Source organism: Mangrovibacterium diazotrophicum, assembly GCF_003610535.1.
Classification (GTDB): domain Bacteria; phylum Bacteroidota; class Bacteroidia; order Bacteroidales; family Prolixibacteraceae; genus Mangrovibacterium; species Mangrovibacterium diazotrophicum.
Genome location: NZ_RAPN01000001.1, coordinates 3526774 through 3545477, shown reverse-complemented (window position 1 = coordinate 3545477; position 18704 = coordinate 3526774). Strand labels below are relative to the sequence as shown.

General features: G+C 46.0%; 16 protein-coding genes. 7 read left to right on the top strand and 9 right to left on the bottom strand.

Annotation, left to right across the window (positions count from 1 at the left end; all coding sequences use genetic code 11):
• Positions 1-26: 26 nt before the first annotated feature.
• The 3 genes from BC643_RS23315 to BC643_RS13885 form a co-directional block, all read right to left on the bottom strand.
• Entirely contained in the window at positions 27-443 is a 417-nt protein-coding gene (locus BC643_RS23315; protein ID WP_147377229.1) for a hypothetical protein, read from the bottom strand.
• A 55-nt stretch (positions 444-498) separates the two neighbouring features.
• A complete protein-coding gene (locus BC643_RS23405; RefSeq protein WP_170154555.1) occupies positions 499-660 on the bottom strand; it encodes a hypothetical protein in 162 nt (53 codons plus the stop codon).
• A gap of 865 nt (positions 661-1525) precedes the next feature.
• Positions 1526-2230 carry an aromatic aminobenezylarsenical efflux permease ArsG family transporter gene (locus BC643_RS13885; RefSeq protein WP_170154554.1) on the bottom strand — a complete coding sequence of 235 codons (705 nt, stop codon included), beginning with the start codon at positions 2228-2230 and terminating at the stop codon, positions 1526-1528.
• A gap of 460 nt (positions 2231-2690) precedes the next feature.
• Between BC643_RS13885 and BC643_RS13880 the strand changes: the two genes are divergently transcribed.
• Positions 2691-2963, top strand: a complete 273-nt coding sequence (locus tag BC643_RS13880; protein WP_120273654.1) for a hypothetical protein — start codon at positions 2691-2693, stop codon at positions 2961-2963.
• Here the strand turns inward: BC643_RS13880 and BC643_RS13875 are convergent, their stop codons facing one another.
• The 4 genes from BC643_RS13875 to BC643_RS13860 are packed head-to-tail and all read right to left on the bottom strand — an operon-like array spanning position 2964 to position 4137.
• On the bottom strand, positions 2964-3371 hold the full coding sequence (locus BC643_RS13875) for a nitrophenyl compound nitroreductase subunit ArsF family protein (RefSeq protein ID WP_120273653.1): 408 nt from the start codon (positions 3369-3371) through the stop codon (positions 2964-2966).
• A complete protein-coding gene (locus tag BC643_RS13870) occupies positions 3368-3619 on the bottom strand; it encodes a thioredoxin family protein (protein WP_120273652.1) in 252 nt (83 codons plus the stop codon). The genes BC643_RS13875 and BC643_RS13870 overlap by 4 nt, the downstream gene beginning before the upstream one ends.
• Before the next feature lie 3 nt (positions 3620-3622).
• Positions 3623-3946, bottom strand: a complete 324-nt coding sequence (locus BC643_RS13865) for a type II toxin-antitoxin system PemK/MazF family toxin (RefSeq protein ID WP_120273651.1) — start codon at positions 3944-3946, stop codon at positions 3623-3625.
• Positions 3937-4137: an AbrB/MazE/SpoVT family DNA-binding domain-containing protein gene (locus tag BC643_RS13860; RefSeq protein ID WP_245994966.1), complete on the bottom strand. Its 201-nt coding sequence runs from the start codon at positions 4135-4137 to the stop codon at positions 3937-3939. Before BC643_RS13860 ends, BC643_RS13865 begins: the two co-directional genes overlap by 10 nt.
• Positions 4138-4543: 406 nt before the next feature.
• Here BC643_RS13860 and BC643_RS13855 point away from each other — a divergent pair, with 406 nt between their 5' ends.
• The 6 genes from BC643_RS13855 (at position 4544) to BC643_RS13830 (ending at position 12822) form a co-directional block, all read left to right on the top strand.
• A complete protein-coding gene (locus BC643_RS13855) occupies positions 4544-7603 on the top strand; it encodes a glycosyltransferase family 117 protein (RefSeq protein WP_120273649.1) in 3060 nt (1019 codons plus the stop codon).
• Entirely contained in the window at positions 7604-8251 is a 648-nt protein-coding gene (locus BC643_RS13850) for a polysaccharide deacetylase family protein (protein ID WP_120273648.1), read from the top strand.
• A gap of 30 nt (positions 8252-8281) precedes the next feature.
• A complete protein-coding gene (gene purD / locus BC643_RS13845; protein ID WP_245994964.1) occupies positions 8282-9553 on the top strand; it encodes a phosphoribosylamine--glycine ligase in 1272 nt (423 codons plus the stop codon).
• Between the two features lie 39 nt (positions 9554-9592).
• The gene (locus tag BC643_RS13840) at positions 9593-10576 is read left to right on the top strand and encodes a DUF6427 family protein (RefSeq protein WP_120273647.1); all 984 of its coding nucleotides are present in this window, start codon (positions 9593-9595) and stop codon (positions 10574-10576) included.
• Positions 10577-10580: 4 nt separating this feature from the next.
• Positions 10581-12236 (top strand): carbamoyltransferase C-terminal domain-containing protein, encoded by a 1656-nt coding sequence (locus BC643_RS13835; RefSeq protein WP_120273646.1) that lies wholly within the window; start codon positions 10581-10583, stop codon positions 12234-12236.
• 154 nt (positions 12237-12390) lie between these two features.
• Complete coding sequence (locus BC643_RS13830; RefSeq protein ID WP_147377228.1) at positions 12391-12822, top strand: hypothetical protein; 432 nt, start codon at positions 12391-12393, stop codon at positions 12820-12822.
• Positions 12823-12971: 149 nt separating this feature from the next.
• On the opposite strand, the gene BC643_RS13825 is transcribed toward BC643_RS13830, so the two are convergent.
• Complete coding sequence (locus BC643_RS13825) at positions 12972-14582, bottom strand: SGNH/GDSL hydrolase family protein (protein ID WP_120273644.1); 1611 nt, start codon at positions 14580-14582, stop codon at positions 12972-12974.
• 144 nt (positions 14583-14726) lie between these two features.
• Positions 14727-18659, bottom strand: coding sequence for a hybrid sensor histidine kinase/response regulator transcription factor (locus tag BC643_RS13820; RefSeq protein WP_170154553.1), 3933 nt, complete (start codon positions 18657-18659; stop codon positions 14727-14729).
• Between the last annotated feature and the right edge of the window lie 45 nt (positions 18660-18704).

Sequence of the window (18704 nt, the reverse complement as noted above, 5' to 3'; positions counted from 1 at the left end):
ATAATCGTTTTCAGTGAGCGAAGATGTCACCTTGTAACATTAACTTTTATACATGCAGAGGAACTACTAGGTGAAACAATTCCCGAACTGTAAAGAACAGCTCCATTCGCTAATACTATTTCTGAATTCCAATCGACCGACTCTCCACTTTGGAATTCATATGCGATAGTCCCAACAGCACTGCAATTTCCCGGTCCGCTCGGATAAACAGCATTTATTGAACCAATATTAGACCCATTTACAGAAACATCAACCTTTACTATTGGAATTCCATCAAAATAACCATATTTCGCATAAAATGTTGTAGTAGAGTAATTGCAACTTCCATCACTTGCCTCGGCTTCAAAATCATAATTAAGAGAATTAGGGTCAGTACATCCTTTCTTTTCTTCACATGAAGAAATAAAAAGCAAAACAGATAAATAAACTCCAAATAGTTTCATAAGCAAAAACATTATATTCTACATTGTATTTTTGTGTTCGTTTCATACCTCTAATTTACCCTTCTTCTAAAATCAAACCACTCATAATACCAAAAGTAGCCAGACTGAAATTCTCGATACCAACCATTTGGCCCCCAAAGATATATGAAACCTTCATGGTATTCTTGATGCCAAACCATCCTTCGACAGTTTTGCCAAGTTTCAGTCCAAAACACATAGCCATCGGTTCTTTGAACTAAATATGGTTGATCACAAATCACAGTGCTACTACCTCTTTTCTCATAATAACGACCTGTCCTCCATGCAGTCTGCGCGAAGCTATTTATGTCAGTAATTAAGAAATAAATCAATATCAATATGGATGCTATTTTCATAAGAATATTATTATTTACTGCTGTATTTAAATCATTTTGTACCGAACATCTGACTTAGCATTATTGATGAAAGTAAAACAATTGAACCGTTTTCATTTGGTAGAAAATCCTGGCACTAAATTCTATGTTCCTCATATTCCGAACTAATACAACGATCAATTTCGTTAATAACCCTATTTCATCTCGGGCATCAAAATCAAAAAATACGAACAGCATCAAAAATTCTGGACATAGTAGAATCACGTCGAAATACAGAGATAAGAATAACCTTAAACTTCCTGTAAATAGTTCAGTATCCTCTTTTATCTATGGAATAATCATTTTGGACATGCAAATTTCAGTAATAGAAGATCACTGAAATCAGTTCAACAAACTTCCAACTAAAATAATCAACATACTACCGGTCTTCCACTAGTAATATCAGCTAAGTTTCATATCGAAAGAACTTCAGATTAGCAAAACTAAGTCTACTTTTTTCGAACAAACGAATCAATCCTTCCGGGGAGGGAGGGACAGGGGAAACAGAGAGTTAACGTTATTAGGGTCGAATTGCGTTAAACTGAACGAGGTGTTCAATTATGTAGCTAATTTACGATAAAAAGATCCTAAAAGTCAATAGTTGAATCCATAAAAATTAAATAAAATGCAAAATTTAATTCAATACGTTATTCTATTCGGTTAATAACGGCTTAAACGGAGAACCTAAATTCAGAAGAAAAACAGCCGCGCCAATTGGTAACCCCCAACAAAAACGAACACAACAGCCACCAACCGCCGTAACCAGATTTCGCTTTGTTTGATTCGCAGAAACCAACGGTTCACGGCTTGAAACGTAAAAGCAATCAACGCGGCAAACAGGATCACGCTGATGCCGGTTCCAAGCGCAAATGCAACGGGCAACAGCAAGCCAGCAGATGAATGGATGGTTAGCGGCAGCAAAAGGCCAAAGTACATTACCCCGCTGTAGGAGCAAAAGGCCATGGCAAACACCAACCCCAACAGAAAGTGAGACCAGAAACTTTTCGGGTTTCGTTTTTCAAGTCGGTCTTTCCAGCGGGAGAATGCGGGAAACGGAATCGGCAGCCAGTCGAGCATCACCAACCCAACAAGGATCAGCAGCGGGCCAATCAGGATTTCGCCGTAACGGGTTAAAAAGGCTGTTAGCTTCAGGGCCTCGGCGCCAAAATAAAAGGGCAGTGCCACCACAAAATAAGTAACTGCCCGCCCGAGCGTGTAAACCAATCCGCCCAGGAACACCCGGCTCCGGCTTTGTGCTTCCCTCCCAATAAAGGCTACCGCTGAGATATTGGTTGTCAACGTGCAGGGTCCAAGGGATGTAATCACTCCGAGCAAGAAAGCGGACCATAATGGGAAGCCCGATTGGTCCAGTAAATTGGTAAAGTATTGCTGCATAGGTTTTGCTATCGCTTCAGATATATACCACTCGTTCGATTCGTTTTCTTCGGGCATAAAGTGGCACACCTGAACCCGAAGTTCTCAAAAAAAAATTGAAAAAAACACTCAAAAGCCTAAAACGTGTTAAAACAGTTGTGTCACAATCTTGTCCCGTAAAAAATTCGTTTTAGGATTATTCCATCGCCCCAGAGGGGTGAGATATTTATAGTCTCGATTCATCGAGATAACCACAGGCGCACCGTAAATTCAGTTTCATCTAATTGGACAACATGCGCCGCAAATATCAAATGTCTTTCAAAACGTCATTCTTTTTGTCCTCAAGCCGGACAGGCTGTTCATTTTGTCTTCCTGCCTGGCTGCAGACCGGGACACAAAACCCTGCCCGACGGCAGGCGGGGAACCAAAAACTCAAGACTGCCCGAGGCAATTGCTGCGCACCGCTCACTCTCAACACTCCATGCCTGACGCTTACGCGTCGCACTTCCGTGTTTTCGTTCGTCCCGATTCATCGGGACTACGTGCAGTCAGCGCTCAAACCAAACACCGCTTAAACCAGCGGATTGATGGCGTATTTTTAAAAGATAAAATTGAAGTAAATCAGGCTGGACTTTCTTGGCATCCTCGTCTGACCAACCGGCTGAGAAGCAAAAAAGGATGTAGGATTTGGGCAACGCCTCGACAATTAATTCACAACAACGCATTTGCAGATCCTGACATGAATTCGGGATAACTAATCCTCCAAACTCTGATCCAACAACTCCCGCAACTTATCGGGATTGGGAAGCGCGTACAAAAATGCTTCGTTGGTGAGGTTGATCACCGTGTCGGGCTTCAGGATCAGCAGCGATTTGAAAACTACTTCAAACCGCAAGGCAAAATCGGCTGTTGCCGGGTCATCCAAATTCAGCTGTTTAAACATCAATTTGCCCGATTTCAATTCATCGGCATATTTAGTCGTTAATTCTTCCTGAACAATATCCTCAATGGCTTCGCAGGTTTCGCAGATAAAATTGGTACGGAAATAATACACGGCAGTTTGTCCGGCCTCGGGCATCACGGGTTCGCTGGCTTCGAATGCCGGCTTCTGCTGGCAGGCAAGCAAACCAATTATGAGCGCAACGACGGATAGAAATTTCATAGATTTTCAAGCTGGTATTGTTTCAAAAATTCTTTCAGCTCGGTATATGTCGGCAGTTTTCCGCTCATCACCACTTTGCCGTCAATCACCAAACCGGGTGTTTGCAAAATACCAAGGCGCATAATTTCGGTCAAATCTTCCACTTTGGTCACGCGGGCATCCAGTTGCAACTCAGCAACCGCTTTGCGCACCCGCGAGTCCAATCCGCGACAACGCACACAACCTGGTCCTAAAACTTCAATCTCCATTGGTTAATCCACATAGGTTTCCTTCAGAATGCTTTTTACCTCCTTGATCTCCGGCTTAGATAACTTCCCCAGAGATCGAATAATACGTTGTTTATCGATCGTACGGACTTGATCCAAAACAACCCAGCCTATTTTATTATCGTGTTTGATTTCGACCCGGGTTGGATAACTTTTCGAACTGGTCGTCATCGGTGCAATGACCACAGTCCGAAGATACATGTTCATCTCATTCGGAGATAGCACGACACAGGGCCTAGTCTTTTTAATCTCGCTTCCAATTGTAGGATCAAGATTTACAAGAATAATTTGGTACTGGCTTATTTCCATTCTTCGAGATTTTCGTCCTCAAAAACATCGTTAAACAACAACCGGTCATCCCCATTCTCCGACATCTTTTTAAAAGCCTCTCCCCATCCTTTTCGTGGCGTGTCAGCAGCTTTAATCACGATTTGCCCTTCTTCAAGTATCAAATCCACTTTATCCCGAAGATTGTATTTTTCAAGAATGGTCTTACTCAATCTGATTCCTTTTGAATTTCCTATTTTTACAATTGACACTTCCATGGTTACTATTCTTAAGTAATTACAAAGTTAATACTCACTTAGAAATAAACAAGATGGAACGATAAGATTTAAACCCATTTAAAGAGCTGTTAAAATGCTTTAATTTGAAGTTGGGATTGGCGACAGTTGAAAGAATGTACTATCTTCGCAAACATAAAAATTGAAATTAGCCAAACTGTGCGTGTATCCCTTCGCAGTAAAAACTGTGAATCAGAACGTTAAACTTCTGTTTTCAACACCAAAAACAGGAGATTCGGGACAGCGGCGACCGGCTTCAATTTGAAATAAAAACGTGCTTAATCAAGCGATAAAAAAATAGATTGAAACAGGTCCGGCGACCTAAAATGAAATTATTGAGCAGATGAAGAACTACAAAATGCTGAATAATATCACCGGATGGGTGGTATTTGTTGTGGCTGCAATTACCTATTTGCTAACGATTGAACCAACAGCGAGTTTCTGGGATTGCGGCGAGTTTATCACTACCTCATTCAAATTGGAAGTTGGCCACCCTCCCGGCGCTCCGTTTTTCATGATCCTGGGACGTTTCTTCACCCTGTTCGGTTCGCCCGAGCAAGCCGGTAAGCTGATGAACAGCTGGTCGGCCATCGCCAGTGCACTGACCATCCTCTTCCTGTTTTGGTCGATCACCCACCTGGCAAAAAAGATGTTGAAATTTGAAGGCCAACCAAGCCTGGGACAAACCATTGCCATTTTGGGTAGCGGTGTTGTTGGCGCCCTGGCTTACACCTATTCCGACACCTTCTGGTTCTCGGCCGTTGAAGCCGAAGTTTACGCCACCTCATCCTTGTTTACAGCCATTGTTTTCTGGGCTATTTTGAAGTGGGAAAACGAAGCCGACGAACCTTACGCCAATCGCTGGATCATCTTCATTTCGTATATGGTCGGCCTGTCAATTGGGGTCCACCTGTTGAACTTGCTGGCTATCCCGGCCATTGTTTTTGTTTACTATTTCCGCAAATATAAACCAACCCGCAACGGGGTTATCATCAGCTTTATCTCGTCGATCGTGTTGCTGGGAGCAGTAATGTACCTTGTTATCCCCGGGGTAATCACCGTGGCATCTTGGTTCGAATTGCTCTTTACCAACGGTTTTGGGCTGCCATTCAACACCGGTGCAATCATCTACGCCTTCCTGCTGATCGGCTTGTTGGTATGGGGAATCTACTTCACCTATACGCATAAAAAACACCTGGCCAACACCATCCTGATGTCGTTGACGGTGATCCTGATTGGTTATTCATCTTTTGCGATGATTGTGATCCGCTCGTCGGCCGATACGCCGATGGATCAAAACAGCCCCGACAACGTTTTCAGTTTGTTGAGCTACCTAAACCGTGAACAGTACGGCGACAGACCGCTGTTGTTCGGTCAGTATTACAACACGCCGCTCGACAGCAAAACACCGTACGTAACCGACAAAGAATATTACATCAAGAAAGATGGCAAGTACGAGGTGGCGGACATCCGCCAGAAACCAAAATACGATTCGAGCCTGACGACTTTCTTCCCCCGCATGTGGAGCCGCCAACCCGATCACATTGAAGACTACAAAGCCTGGGGCGGAATTAAAGGCAAACCCGTAACAATTGCGGGCGACGATGGCCAGCCGGAAACAATTCAGCAGCCAACATTCGGCGAAAACCTGACCTTCTTCCTGCGCTACCAGGTGGTGCACATGTACTTCCGCTACTTCATGTGGAACTTTGTGGGCCGCCAGAACGACATCCAGGGACACGGCGATATTCTGAACGGAAACTGGATCAGTGGCATCGGCTTCATCGATTCAGCTCGTTTGGGCGATCAGAACGATCTTCCGGACAAATTCAAAAATAACAAAGGTCGAAACGTCTATTACTTCCTGCCATTGTTGCTGGGATTGATCGGTGCTTTCTTCCACTATAAACGTCATCAAAAAGATTTCTGGGTGGTGATGCTGCTGTTCCTGATGACCGGGATGGCGATTGTACTCTACCTAAACCAGTATCCGCACCAGCCGCGCGAACGCGACTACGCCTACGCTGGTTCTTTCTACGCCTTTGCCGTTTGGATTGGCCTGGGTGTGCTGGCCCTTTACGAGTGGCTGAGCAAGAAACTTCCGGACACGGTTGTTGCCGGCGGAGTTTCATTGGTAACACTGCTTTGCGTGCCTGTGTTGATGGGCGCTCAAAACTGGGACGACCACGACCGCTCAGACCGCTACACCTGTCGCGACTTTGGCGCCAACTACCTGAACAGCTGCGACCCGAATGCGGTGATCTTTACCAATGGCGACAACGACACCTTCCCGCTTTGGTACAACCAGGAAGTGGAAGGCGTGCGCACCGACATGCGCGTTTGTAACCTCAGCTACCTGCAAACCGACTGGTACATTGACCAAATGACACGTAAAGCTTACGAGTCGGAACCGCTGCCTATTAAATTTGCACACGATCAATATGTACAGGGTACCCGCGATGTGGTTTACCTGATGAACGACCCGCGTCTGAAAGGACCGGTTGAATTGTCGAAAGCATTGGACTTTGTGCGCGATAGTAACCCGGCTACAAAATTGGCCCAGGCTGACAATGCGGCTTACATTCCAACGAAAAAACTGTTCGTAAAAGTGGACAAGGAAGCGGTGATCCGCAACAAAGTCGTTCCTCCTGAATTGTACGACCAGATTGTTGATACCATCTTCATCGACTTTGGTAACAAAAATTACCTGGTGAAAGACGAATTGATGGTGCTCGACATGATTGCCAATTCAAACTGGGAACGTCCATTGTACTTTGCCATCACGGTTGGACGCGACAAGTACATGGGCTTGCAGGATTACTTCCAGCTGGAAGGATTTGCTTATCGTTTCACTCCGGTGAAAACCAAGTCGGACGGTTTGTACTTCGGAACGGTGAACACCGACAAGATGTACAAAAACATGATGAATGACTTCAAGTGGGGTAACATGAACCACCCGGACGTTTACATTGACGAGAACAACCAGCGGATGATGATCAACATTCGGAACAACTTCAACCGTTTGGCCGAAAGCCTGATCAACGAAAACAAAAACGACTCGGCTGTTCAAGTGCTGGATCGCTGCGTGGAGCTGATTCCAAACAGGATCGTTCCTTACAACTACTTCTCGCAACAAACGGCTGCCAACTATTTTGCTGCCGGCGCGAACGACAAAGGAACGGCTCTGATGACAGATATTTTCAATTCGTACAAACAGGAAATGGATTATTACCTGAGCCTGAACAGCGACCTTCAAACGTCGGTTGACGAGGAAATGCAGCGTATTCTCTACTTCCTGCGCGAAATGGGAATGACAGCTACGAAGTACGAACAGGATGATTTGGCCGCTGAAATTACCGGTCAGTTTAACGACTATTTAGGACAATACAGCAGTCAACGATAAATGCATTTGGTACACCCACGGATCCGCCTTCCCTGGCTGTTGACCCGTTTATTTCCGGGAGCAGTTTTCAGGGTGAAGACCAGCCAAAAGGAGGTTTTCCTCACTTTTGACGACGGGCCGGTTCCGGAGGTGACACCCTGGGTGCTCGAATTGCTGAAGCGGGAAAAGCTGAAAGCCTGTTTCTTTTGCGTGGGCGAAAATGTCCAACGTAACCCGGAGCTGTTTCAGCGCGTTCAGGATGAAGGGCACCTGGTGGGAAATCACACCTTCAACCACATGCAGGGGTTGAAAAACGACGATCCGGTGTACTATGCCAACGTTGAAAAAGCAGCGGGCTACATACCTGGCAAGCTGTTCCGTCCACCCCACGGCTTGTTGCGCATTCGCCAGTTTAATAAGCTGAAGGCTGACTACCGTTTCATTATGTGGGACATCATCAGCTGCGATTTCGACAAACGTCTCAGCCCCCAGCAGGTTGGGAAAAACGTCTTGAGAAATGCAAGGCCGGGATCAGTGATTATTTTTCACGATTCCATCAAGGCTGAAAAAAATATGAAGCAGGCTTTACCGCTTGTCATTAAAGGGTTGCAGGAGAAGGGATTTAAATTTGGTGATCCGCATGCCCTGCTGGGAATTACAAAAGCTTAAATTTGAAAATCGAAAAATACAATTGATATCATGTTGAATATTCTTGTTGTTGGTTCGGGCGGAAGAGAACACGCCATGAGCTGGAAAATCAAACAATCTGAAAAAGTAAACCAACTTTTCATCGCTCCCGGAAATGCCGGAACAGCCGAGCTGGGTGAAAACATCCCGGTGGGTGTGAGCGATTTTGAGGGACTGAAAAAGGTGATTCTCGAAAAGAAAATCGACCTGGTCGTAATTGGCCCTGAAGTTCCGTTGGTTGAAGGATTGCACGATTTCATCCTAGCCGATACCGAGCTGAAGGACATCAAAGTAGTTGGACCGCAACAAGAAGGCGCACAGCTGGAAGGCAGTAAAGATTACGCCAAAGCCTTTATGCAGCGCCACAACATCCCGACTGCCAAATACCTGACCGTAACAGCTGAGAACCTGGCAGAAGGTGTTGCATTCCTGGAAACCATGAAAGCTCCTTACGTTTTGAAAGCCGACGGTTTGGCTGCCGGAAAAGGGGTATTGATTATCGACAACCTGGCTGAAGCACAAGCCTCGTTGAAAGAGATGCTGGACGGCCAGTTTGGTGCAGCCAGCGCCAAGGTGGTGATCGAAGAATTCCTGTCGGGTGTGGAACTTTCAGTTTTCGCCATTACCGACGGAAAAGATTACCAGATTCTGCCCGAAGCGAAAGATTACAAACGCATCGGCGAAGGCGACACCGGCCTCAACACCGGTGGTATGGGCGCCATTAGCCCGGTACCTTTTGCCGACGAAGTTTTCATGAAAAAAATTGAAGAGCGCATCGTAAAGCCAACCGTTGAAGGATTGAAGAAAGATAATATTCCGTACAACGGTTTCGTCTTCTTTGGTTTGATCAACGTGGGCGGCGATCCGATGGTGATTGAATACAACGTGCGCATGGGTGACCCGGAAACCGAAGCCGTGATGTTACGCATCAAATCGGACTTTGTGGATTTGCTGATGGCAGCTGCCGAAGGAACCATGAGCGAACAGCAAATTGAAATTGACGAGCGCGCAGCCGTTACCGTGATGTTGGTAAGCGGTGGCTACCCAGGCGACTACACCAAAGGTATTGCCATGAGCGGATTCGACGCAACCGAAAACAGCATCCTGTTCCACGCCGGAACCAAGCAAAAAGGCGACCAGGTGGTAACCGACGGCGGTCGCGTGCTGGCCATCAGCTCATACGGCGCTAACATGAAAGAAGCACTTGCCCAATCGTACGCAAACGCTGAAAAGATTAACTTCGAAGGAAAATATTACCGGAAAGACCTGGGATTCGATTTGTAGAATCCCGGCTTCCTCCACCCGGAAAACTCTCAACCCTGCATGATTTTAAGGATACTAAAAACGAACCAGGCCTACCATTTCATAACGATCCCCGTTATCGTTCTGATTCTTTGGTTTCGTGCTTATATCCATCCGGCTGCATTTCCGTTTTATGCCGGTGAAAACCAGATGCTGTTTTTCCGTCCGTTCGTTCAACTGACGGAATGGTCGGTACTGGCAAGCAATGCGGTAAACCTATTACTGGTACTCGCCCTGGCTTTCATCATTCTGCGGCTGAATACCTCGTACTCGTTTATTCGGATTCGGACTTTTCTGCCGTCAAATATTTTTGTGCTTATTGTAAGCGGCTTAACAACACTGCACAGTTTGCACCCGGTATACTTTGGCGCTGTCTTCCTGTTGCTTTCCATCAACCGGATTTTCGGTGCTTACGAAAGCCAGAAAGCCAACTCCAACGCCTTTGACGCCGGCTTCTACCTGGGTTTGGGTTCCCTGTTTTATTTCAACCTGATCTTCTATTTTCCGATTGTATGGATCGGATTTATTTTGATTCGTAAAAACCCCGAATGGCGCAACTTTGCACTGCCCTTGATCGGCATCGCCATTCCTTGGTTGTACGCTTTTGCCTATTACTTCTTCACCGATTCAATTCCGGAACTTGGGCATGCAATAAGCCAGAGCTTTGCGACCTCCAATAACTTCTTCAGCGCCAACATCAACTTTCAGATTTACCTGGGGTTGTTGGTATTTTTAACGCTGCTTGGAAGCTTTTTCCTCATCTCTCAATTGGATGAGAAAAAGGTCAGTTCGCGGAAGTATTTTCAAATTTTCTTTCTCATTTTCCTGTTCTCCGTTGCCATACTCATTTTCATCCCGTCGGCTTCACAAGAGCTTTTGGTGATCATGGCTATTCCATTAACGTTCCTGTTTTCAAATTACCTCATTTTTATGCGCATGCAATTCTGGGGCAATTTATTCGTTTACCTACTAATTGCGATGGTTATTTATATGCAATTTGTTTAGTTGAATGGAGGAAACAACCCCTACATTAGCCATTTACGGAATACAAGACAGGGATGAAAGTGATCATCCGCTCTACGTGCACGACCACAATTTATGCATTATGCAGAATGGCCGGGTGCGCGATTTTCTGCAGCTGGAACGGGTTAGCCGACACAAACACGACAACAAATTGCACCAGAAACTGACCGACCTGTTGCGAGAAAAAAAGCTCCTGACCGAAGACTTCGACCTGGTTTTTGTCGACAATGTCGTGGGTCGGTCATTTATTAACAAACAAGGAAATGTTCGTTTCGAAGCTCCGCTTTCGCGGATTTTGGCGAACGACAAAGAACAGGGCAAATGCTGGTGGTACGGCCGCGAGGCAAACGCCTGGGTTCTGAATCACGAGTTAGCCCATATTTTCACCTGCCTGCCGTTTTACGGTAACTTCAAACCGAATAGCCTGCTGGTTCATTTCGACGGTGGAGCCAGCCAAAGTAACTTCTCGGCCTGGCTGTTTCGCAATAACAAGCTGGTGAAACTCTCGGCTCACTGGGACTACAAATACCTCACATCAATTTTCAATGCCAACGCGCTGGTCTTTTCTGTTATCGGGGCAAAAATGAACGAACAAAACAGCGTTCCTGCCCGGTTCATCGATTTGGCCGGTCATGGTAACTACCGTTACGAACTGGAAACCTGGCTGCGCGAACACGAGTTTTTTGAAAATATCTGGGGAAAGAAATCCGCCTTTGTCCGGGATGTAAAGAAACACTGGAACATTGACCTGAAATCCTTCGACCAACGCAATCCGTTCATCCAGGATTGCCTGGCAACGCTGCATGAACTATTCGTTCGCGAGACCATCCAGATTTTCAATCGGCTGCAACGGGAAACCCTCGCCCGCAATTTGTATTACAGCGGCGGATGTGCCCTAAATACAGCTGTGAACAGCCAGCTTATCAAAGAACGGATTTTCGAGGAAGTCTTCATTCCCCCGTGTCCGGATGACTCCGGATTAGCCCTGGGTGCGGCAGCTTTTGTGGAATGGCAGAAGTACGGCGAAATCAAAATGCACAGCCCCTTTTTGAACAACTGGGGGCTTGATGGTGAAGAGGTGACCATCGAATCAAAAGTCATCCGGAAAACCGCTCAAACACTATCCCAAGATAAAATAGTCGGCATTAGCAACGGACACGCCGAGGCCGGTTCCCGAGCACTTGGAAACCGAAGCCTGCTGGCAGCCGCAAACAATAAACTACTGGCCCAAAAACTAAGTATGAAGTGCAAAGGCCGCGAATGGTATCGTCCGCTTTCGTGCGTAATGCTGGAGAAAAATGCCCAATACTTTACCGGCCACACAACCATTCACCCTTTAAGTCAGTACACGCTACTCGACTTCGATATCCTTCCGGAAAAGCAAGCAGAGATAGCCGGAGCAGTTCATAAAAATGGTAAAGCAAGAATCCAGACCATTTTCAATCGGCAACAAAATCCCTTCCTCTGGGAACTCCTTACCGTGCTCGACGAGAAATACAACGTCAAGGCCCTCGTTCATGCCTCGTTCAACACGAAAGACGACCCCATCGTTCACACCGAAAAAGACGCGCTGAAAGCCGCCAATAAAATGGGAATATCAGGATTGGTTCTAAACGGAAAGTTCAGGGAATTACCGTATTGAAATTTATTTTGATTTCAGACATTTTTGTCGTAATTTAATTCTTCTAAACGATCCGACCTTGTCCTCTGAAAAACAGGACTGCCTCACCCTCCCAAAATCAACTCCTCATTTGTGGCATAATCTGCCTTTGAAACCATTATTGATGAACTTAAACATGAGAAAATTTCTGTTTGCTTTTACACTTGTCCTTGCCTTTTGCCTGACCTCCCAGGCGCAAGAAGACCACAAAGCTTCCAAGTTTGAAAATGTGAGTTACCACAACATCGTGAAAATTGATTTTAAACCCGGCACCTACAGCCGCGTTCAGGAAATCATGAAAATTTACATGGCGGCCGGCGAGTCTGCCGGTGTTAAAGGTCCTGAAGTATATTGGCTGATGACCGGCGATTACGACGTGATGTTTGTTTGGACCATGGAAGGCGGAACAGCCGACCTTGAATGGGACTGGTCACCCGACGATATTAAATGGTGGAAAGCGCTGGTTGACAATCTGGGATCAGAAGACAAAGCGAAAGAACTCCGCAAAGAATGGGGTTCATTCATTTTAAAAGCAACCAACGAAATAGCCCGGAAACAATTGAATTAGCAATCCGACAGGATTTGGTCGAACGACTGATTGTTTTGTCCCCCATCTCCTAATTCTACATATTTCCAAAAAAAGGCCCGACTCTGCCCCCATTAGAGCCGGGCTTCCTCTTTTACAGAAAGAGATAAAGCAATTTCTGCCCTCAAGTGTTACTGTTGATCAATCCACTTTGCAATTTCCGAAGCCAACCGGAACTGGGCAGGTGCTTTCAGGTGGACACCATCCTCGGTTTTATTTTCAAAGCCGGGCTTCAGCACCCCGTAAGTGTTCAAAAAGTTGATACCATCTCGGACAGCAAGCTTCTCAAATTTCTTGTTGTTGATTTGAATGCGCTGATCACCCCCATCATATTTTTCGCGATTAGCCTTTGCTGCATCCATTGGCGAAGGCGACACCCAACAAATCGTTGGCACCGTCTTCCCGTGTTCTTTCATGTAGTTGCGAATCATTCCGATCAGCGTTTCGAAGTTGTCATAAACTTCCTTTTGACGCTTGGCAAAAATCGTCTTCGTATCATTGGTTCCGAGGTTGATAAATAGGTAGTCAAACTCCTCTTCTTCACCCAACTCGGCATAGGCTTCATCCAGGTAGCGGTTGATATTTCGAAGGGTATTCAGCTCTTCGCGATCCAGGTTATCGAAACCAATGGTATTTCCGGCGATTGAGCGATTTACAAGGGTTGAGAAGGGCAACAGTTTTTTCAGTTGCTGTGTCCAGCTGTAAGGAAACGTACCGTTCGAATCGCCGATTGTTATGACATTGTACGCCTTGCTTGTCGAATTTGTGGACTGATCGATCAATGGCAAAGCTTGCGGAACGAGCATCTCATGGGTTCCGTCAAATAAAGTAAAAGTCAGCCCGGGAAGCTCCTTGCGCAGTTCAATCTGCCGCCCGCCAATCATCGCATTCGGCTCAGCCTCCGGGTTGATTTGTTTCGTCAACAAGGAATAGGCCTGCGACTCGCTGATTTTTTCACCAGCTTTCTCCGGATACATGTCATCAATCAATTTGTTGTACATGTCGATAGAATGAGAGATTGGCACCGAGCCTGTGTAGCCATCATGGATACCGGCGTAAATGTTCAAGCTTGCGCCCTTCCGCTTTTCCGATTGATAAGAGGCAAACAACGGCGACCGCTTGCGGGCTTCAGCAGCATCAAAGCCATTTCCATTGGTGGTCACCTGCTCCAAATGACCAGCATATTTCAACCCGCGTCCTTTACATTCCCAATACCAGTTCTCCAGATTCGAAATTGAAGCCCAGGCATTGAAGCTTTTCACCGGATAATCCAACTTCATAAAGGCCAACAGCGTTGCGTAACCACCACCCGAAACGCCAATAATATGCACTTCAGTCGTGTCCACATTTCCATGTTCAATGGCGTAATGAATTGCATCTTCGATATCGGGAATTACTTTTTCGCTACCACATGCTTCCGGCTTGGTGTTTGACCCTCGAAAATCGGGGTGGATGTAATTCCAGCCACGCAACAAAATTTCGTCGGCCAGCGGATCTTTCTGTAAATAGTCACCGCTCCAGGTGTGCAGCGAGACAATCAGGGGTTGGGCTTCGTTTTCGTTTGAACTGTGAAACACAGCTTTTTGTTGCGTTCCATCAACAGACGATTGGATCTCAGCCTCCTGAAAACCTTCCGGCCAATCTTTGTTGATGGTGTTGTCCCAGGCAGTCTTTTCGTCCTGCGCTCCGGCAAATAATGATAACAGCGTTAGGATTGTCATCAGGGTAATTCGTGTGTTCATTAGTTATTTTTGAATCGTTTGAAGTAGCAAAGTTTTAACAGGAACGAAAGCAATCAATCACGCTTCCATCCAAAAATTCGTAAAAGTTAAAAGTAGAAATTATGCGGTGGGCTATCAAACTTTCACCATTGAAATCAAGGAAGCTTAAGAGACGTTAACCTCTTCCTTGTATTGCAGGGGTGTTGTGTTGAATTCAGCTTTAAAGCATTTCGAGAAATACGAGTGGTTGGAGAAACCCACCATGTACATCACTTCAGCCACCGAAAACTTCTGCTGACGCAACAACATAGCTGCTTTTTTCATGCGTACCGAGCGAATATATTCCACCGGAGTCATGCCGGTCAACTGCTTCATTTTGCGATATATCTGCTTGTTGTTAACACCCGAGATCTCACAAAGCGCATTGACATTCAAATCCGAATCCGCCAAATGCTCTTCAATAATGTGGGTAATGCGCGACAGGAATTTCTCATCCTGCGACTCTGCTTCAATCTCCTTCGGTTCAGCAATGGTTTCGAGCCTGATTTTGCTTTCCAGCTTTTGTCTTTTTTGGATCAACTGCTCAACCCGCGACAGCAGAATATCGGTTTCAAAAGGCTTTGGAATAAAAGCGTCGATATTCAATTGAATACTTTCCAGCTCGGTTTCCTTATCATCTTTGGCAGTCAGCAAAATGATGGGCGTAGTTGATGTTGGCACATGTTTGCGAATGCGTCGGCACATTTCCAAACCTCCGATTCCAGGCATCATCACATCTGAAATGACCAGATCAGGCTGATGTTCCATGCAAAGTGCCAAACCGGTTTCTCCGTCTTCTGCCAATAAACAACTATACTGATTTTGAAGCACCTGAAGAACAAAGCCTGCAATTTCCCGATTATCGTCAACCACTAAAACTACGGGGTTGCCTTTCCGATGACTGGCTTCCGCCGCCTTTCCTGCCTCGTTTTCAACTGCCGGATTTTCCGTCTGCAAAGCATGAATCGGCAAACGTATGGTAAAGGTAGTACCCACATTTTCCTCCGATACCACAGTCACCTTTCCACCGTGCAATTCCACATATGTTTTCACCAGGTAAAGGCCAATCCCGGTTCCTTCTTTCTTCCCGGCCGTTTTCGACGATTGAAAGAAACGCTGAAAAATATAGGGCAGATCTTTATTCGGTATCCCTGTGCCGGTATCCGAAACACTTAGCTCCAGGATTTCTTCCCGGTCGTTATAGTTGATCACCAAACCAATGATACCACCTCCGGCACTGTATTTTACCGCATTCGAGAACAGATTGGTTAAAATGGATTCCCATTTAATGACATCCAGTTCCAAATAAATCCGATCCTTGTTGGTCGCGAATTGGAAACTAAATTCCGCAGGAGCCTGCGCTTCTTTAAAAACATTGAACAGCTTGCGGGCAAAGCCGACCAATTCAATTCGCGACAGAATCAGCAGCGAGTTCGTGTTGGTATCGATTCGGTTAAAATCCAGCATTTGGTGAATGAGCGAGTTCAGCTTAATCGCATTCTGCTGCACCTGCTTCAACTGTTGTTTTTCATCGCTGTTCTTAATCTCCGACAACAACCGGCTGATCGGCGCGATAATCATGCTCAGCGGTGTTTTCAGCTCGTGCGACATATTGGAGAGGAACTCCATCTTCATGCGCGACTGCTCCGTGATTTTCTCTTTCTCAATTCGTTCGATCCGTAACCGGTTTCGCACCCGAAAGAAGTTGATGACCCAACCAATGAGCGCCAGCACAACAAAAGCATAGATGCTTTTCGCCCACCAGGTGAAATACCAGGGCGGGTTGATCGTAATTTCCATGGCATATGGCTTTTCCGAGGGCTTTCCATTGGCATCCAAACGGGTCACCAGCAACCGGTAGTCACCATGGTCGAGATTGCTGTACGAAATCCGGTTGTTATCAGAGCTTAGCAGATTCCATTCCTCTTCCAGATCACCCAGGCGATACACAAGTTTGCTCTTTTCTTCCAGCGAATACGGCAAATCCGAAATATCGACCGCGATATTGTTTTGCTGGTAGTTCAAGCGGATATGGTTGTCGTAGCGAATGCTAGAATCAGAAGGTGCAAACGGCTCACTGTTCACGTAAAACCCGGTTGCTATAATTGGTCGTTCCTTCTCCGGAATTGTATTAATGGCGGGCGTTGTAATCGCGATACCGTCTGCTTCACCCATCAAAATACGCAAATCGGCGACATCGTAAAAAAGACTCAGGAAACGCTTGTCCGAAAGATTCAGGTACCGAGCCTGAAGGCTTTCAGTATCCACCAGCCAGAACCCATCGGTTGTCGACACCCAAACATTTCCATCGGCTTCCATCATCGACAGTACCTCGTTTGTACTGGAGGTGTCGAAAAAAACCTGATCGACCTGATTATTTTCAGGGTTGACAACCAAAACGCCTTCCCGCAAGCCAACCCAAATTCGGCCCGAACGATCTCGCAAAATAAAAGAAGGATTCGCATCGCCCGTATATTTCTCAAGGGGGAATTTTGTGACTTTCCGCGATTCTTTGTCGATTTTGTCGATGCCGTTTTTGTACAGCAATACCCACACATTTCCTTCTTCGTCGGGAACAATCTGGTTGATAAACATACCGGACAGACCGTTGCCGGTATTGAAGTTATATTCGGCAATATAGCTTTTTGCGTTCCGCAACGACAGTTCTTTCTTATCGACAACAAAGATTCCACCTAAACAGGTGGCAACCCACAACTTGCCCCGCTCATCTTCGAACATGTTGTATGCCCAGTTGCTATTCAGTGTGCCGGTGCTGTCAACAATGTTGTATTGAATGAATTGTTCTGTCTCGTAATCATACCGGTTGATGCTACCATCGGTGGCAATCCACAAATCCGAATCGCGATCTTCGTAGATGTGACGAATACGACCGTGCGCCAAGGGATGCTTTGAATCTTCGGTATTGTACCAGATCGGATTAGTCCATTCGCCATTGGTTTGGTTAACTCGGATAATGCCGTTCGACCCGCCAAACCAGTAATAGTTGCGGGAATCTTTGAACAACGAATAAAACTGGTTACCATCGCCCACGCCTGTGATTTCGGCAATCGGCACCTCCTGTAAAGCCCTGTTAGTTCGGGCTAATGATATCCCGGAGTCAGTCCCCAGCCAAACATTCTGATTACCGTCGGTGCAGATGTTCCAGACAATATTATTGTAGAGCGAGTTTGGATTCCGGGAATCATGCATCAGGTGCTGTACGACTTCGTTTTCAGAATAAACAAACAAGCCATTGTCGGTGCCCGCAAGCAAATAACCGTTCGCATCCAGGGCCAGCGATTTCACCGAATTATCCTGAAATTCGGCCATAGACGTTACCGTTCCATCCGTGAGGTTGTAACGCAGTAAACCACCTTCCATACCTACCCAGATACATCCACGGCCCGAATCTTCCAACAAAGCATTGATAAACTGGTTGTTCCGTTTCGGGTTCTGCGGAAGTTGAATTTGCTGAAAATCTTTTTGATTCTGATCGTAGTAACAAAGTCCGTCGTAGGTGCCAACGTACGCCCGCTTGTCTGTCCCTAAAATGACAGAATAAACTGTTTTGTGCGGAATTGCGGGGAAGCGATCGGTGTAGAACGCAGTAAGTTTCCGATCGCGCAGACAATAGCAAAACAAACCTTGCAACGAGCCCAGCCAGAGTGTGTCACCCTGTAGGGCCATACTGCGCACATCGGTTGGAAACTCAACCGGAACAGGTTCGTACTTGTCGGTTTGGATATTGTAAATCAAGACACCATTGTCGGCGCCCAGGTAAAGCAGGTTTGGGCTGACAAATGCACCGCAATAAATCTGTGTATTGCTCTTTTCATTGAATATAAAATGAGACTGAACGGAGTAGCCATCGTAGCTGAAAAGCCCTTTACTGGCACCAATCCAAACCAGGCCCTGGCTGTCCTGCAAGAAGCAACTGACGACCGAAACACCCGGTCCCAGGTTGATATTCTCAAACATCCGGTATTTTGATTTTTGCCCGTAAACGCTGTTCAAACACAGCGCTAAAAGCAGAAATAAAAGACGGATTTTTCTTGACATAAAAAAGGCTCTGAAAGGGTTGAATGGCAAAGTTATCTATTATTG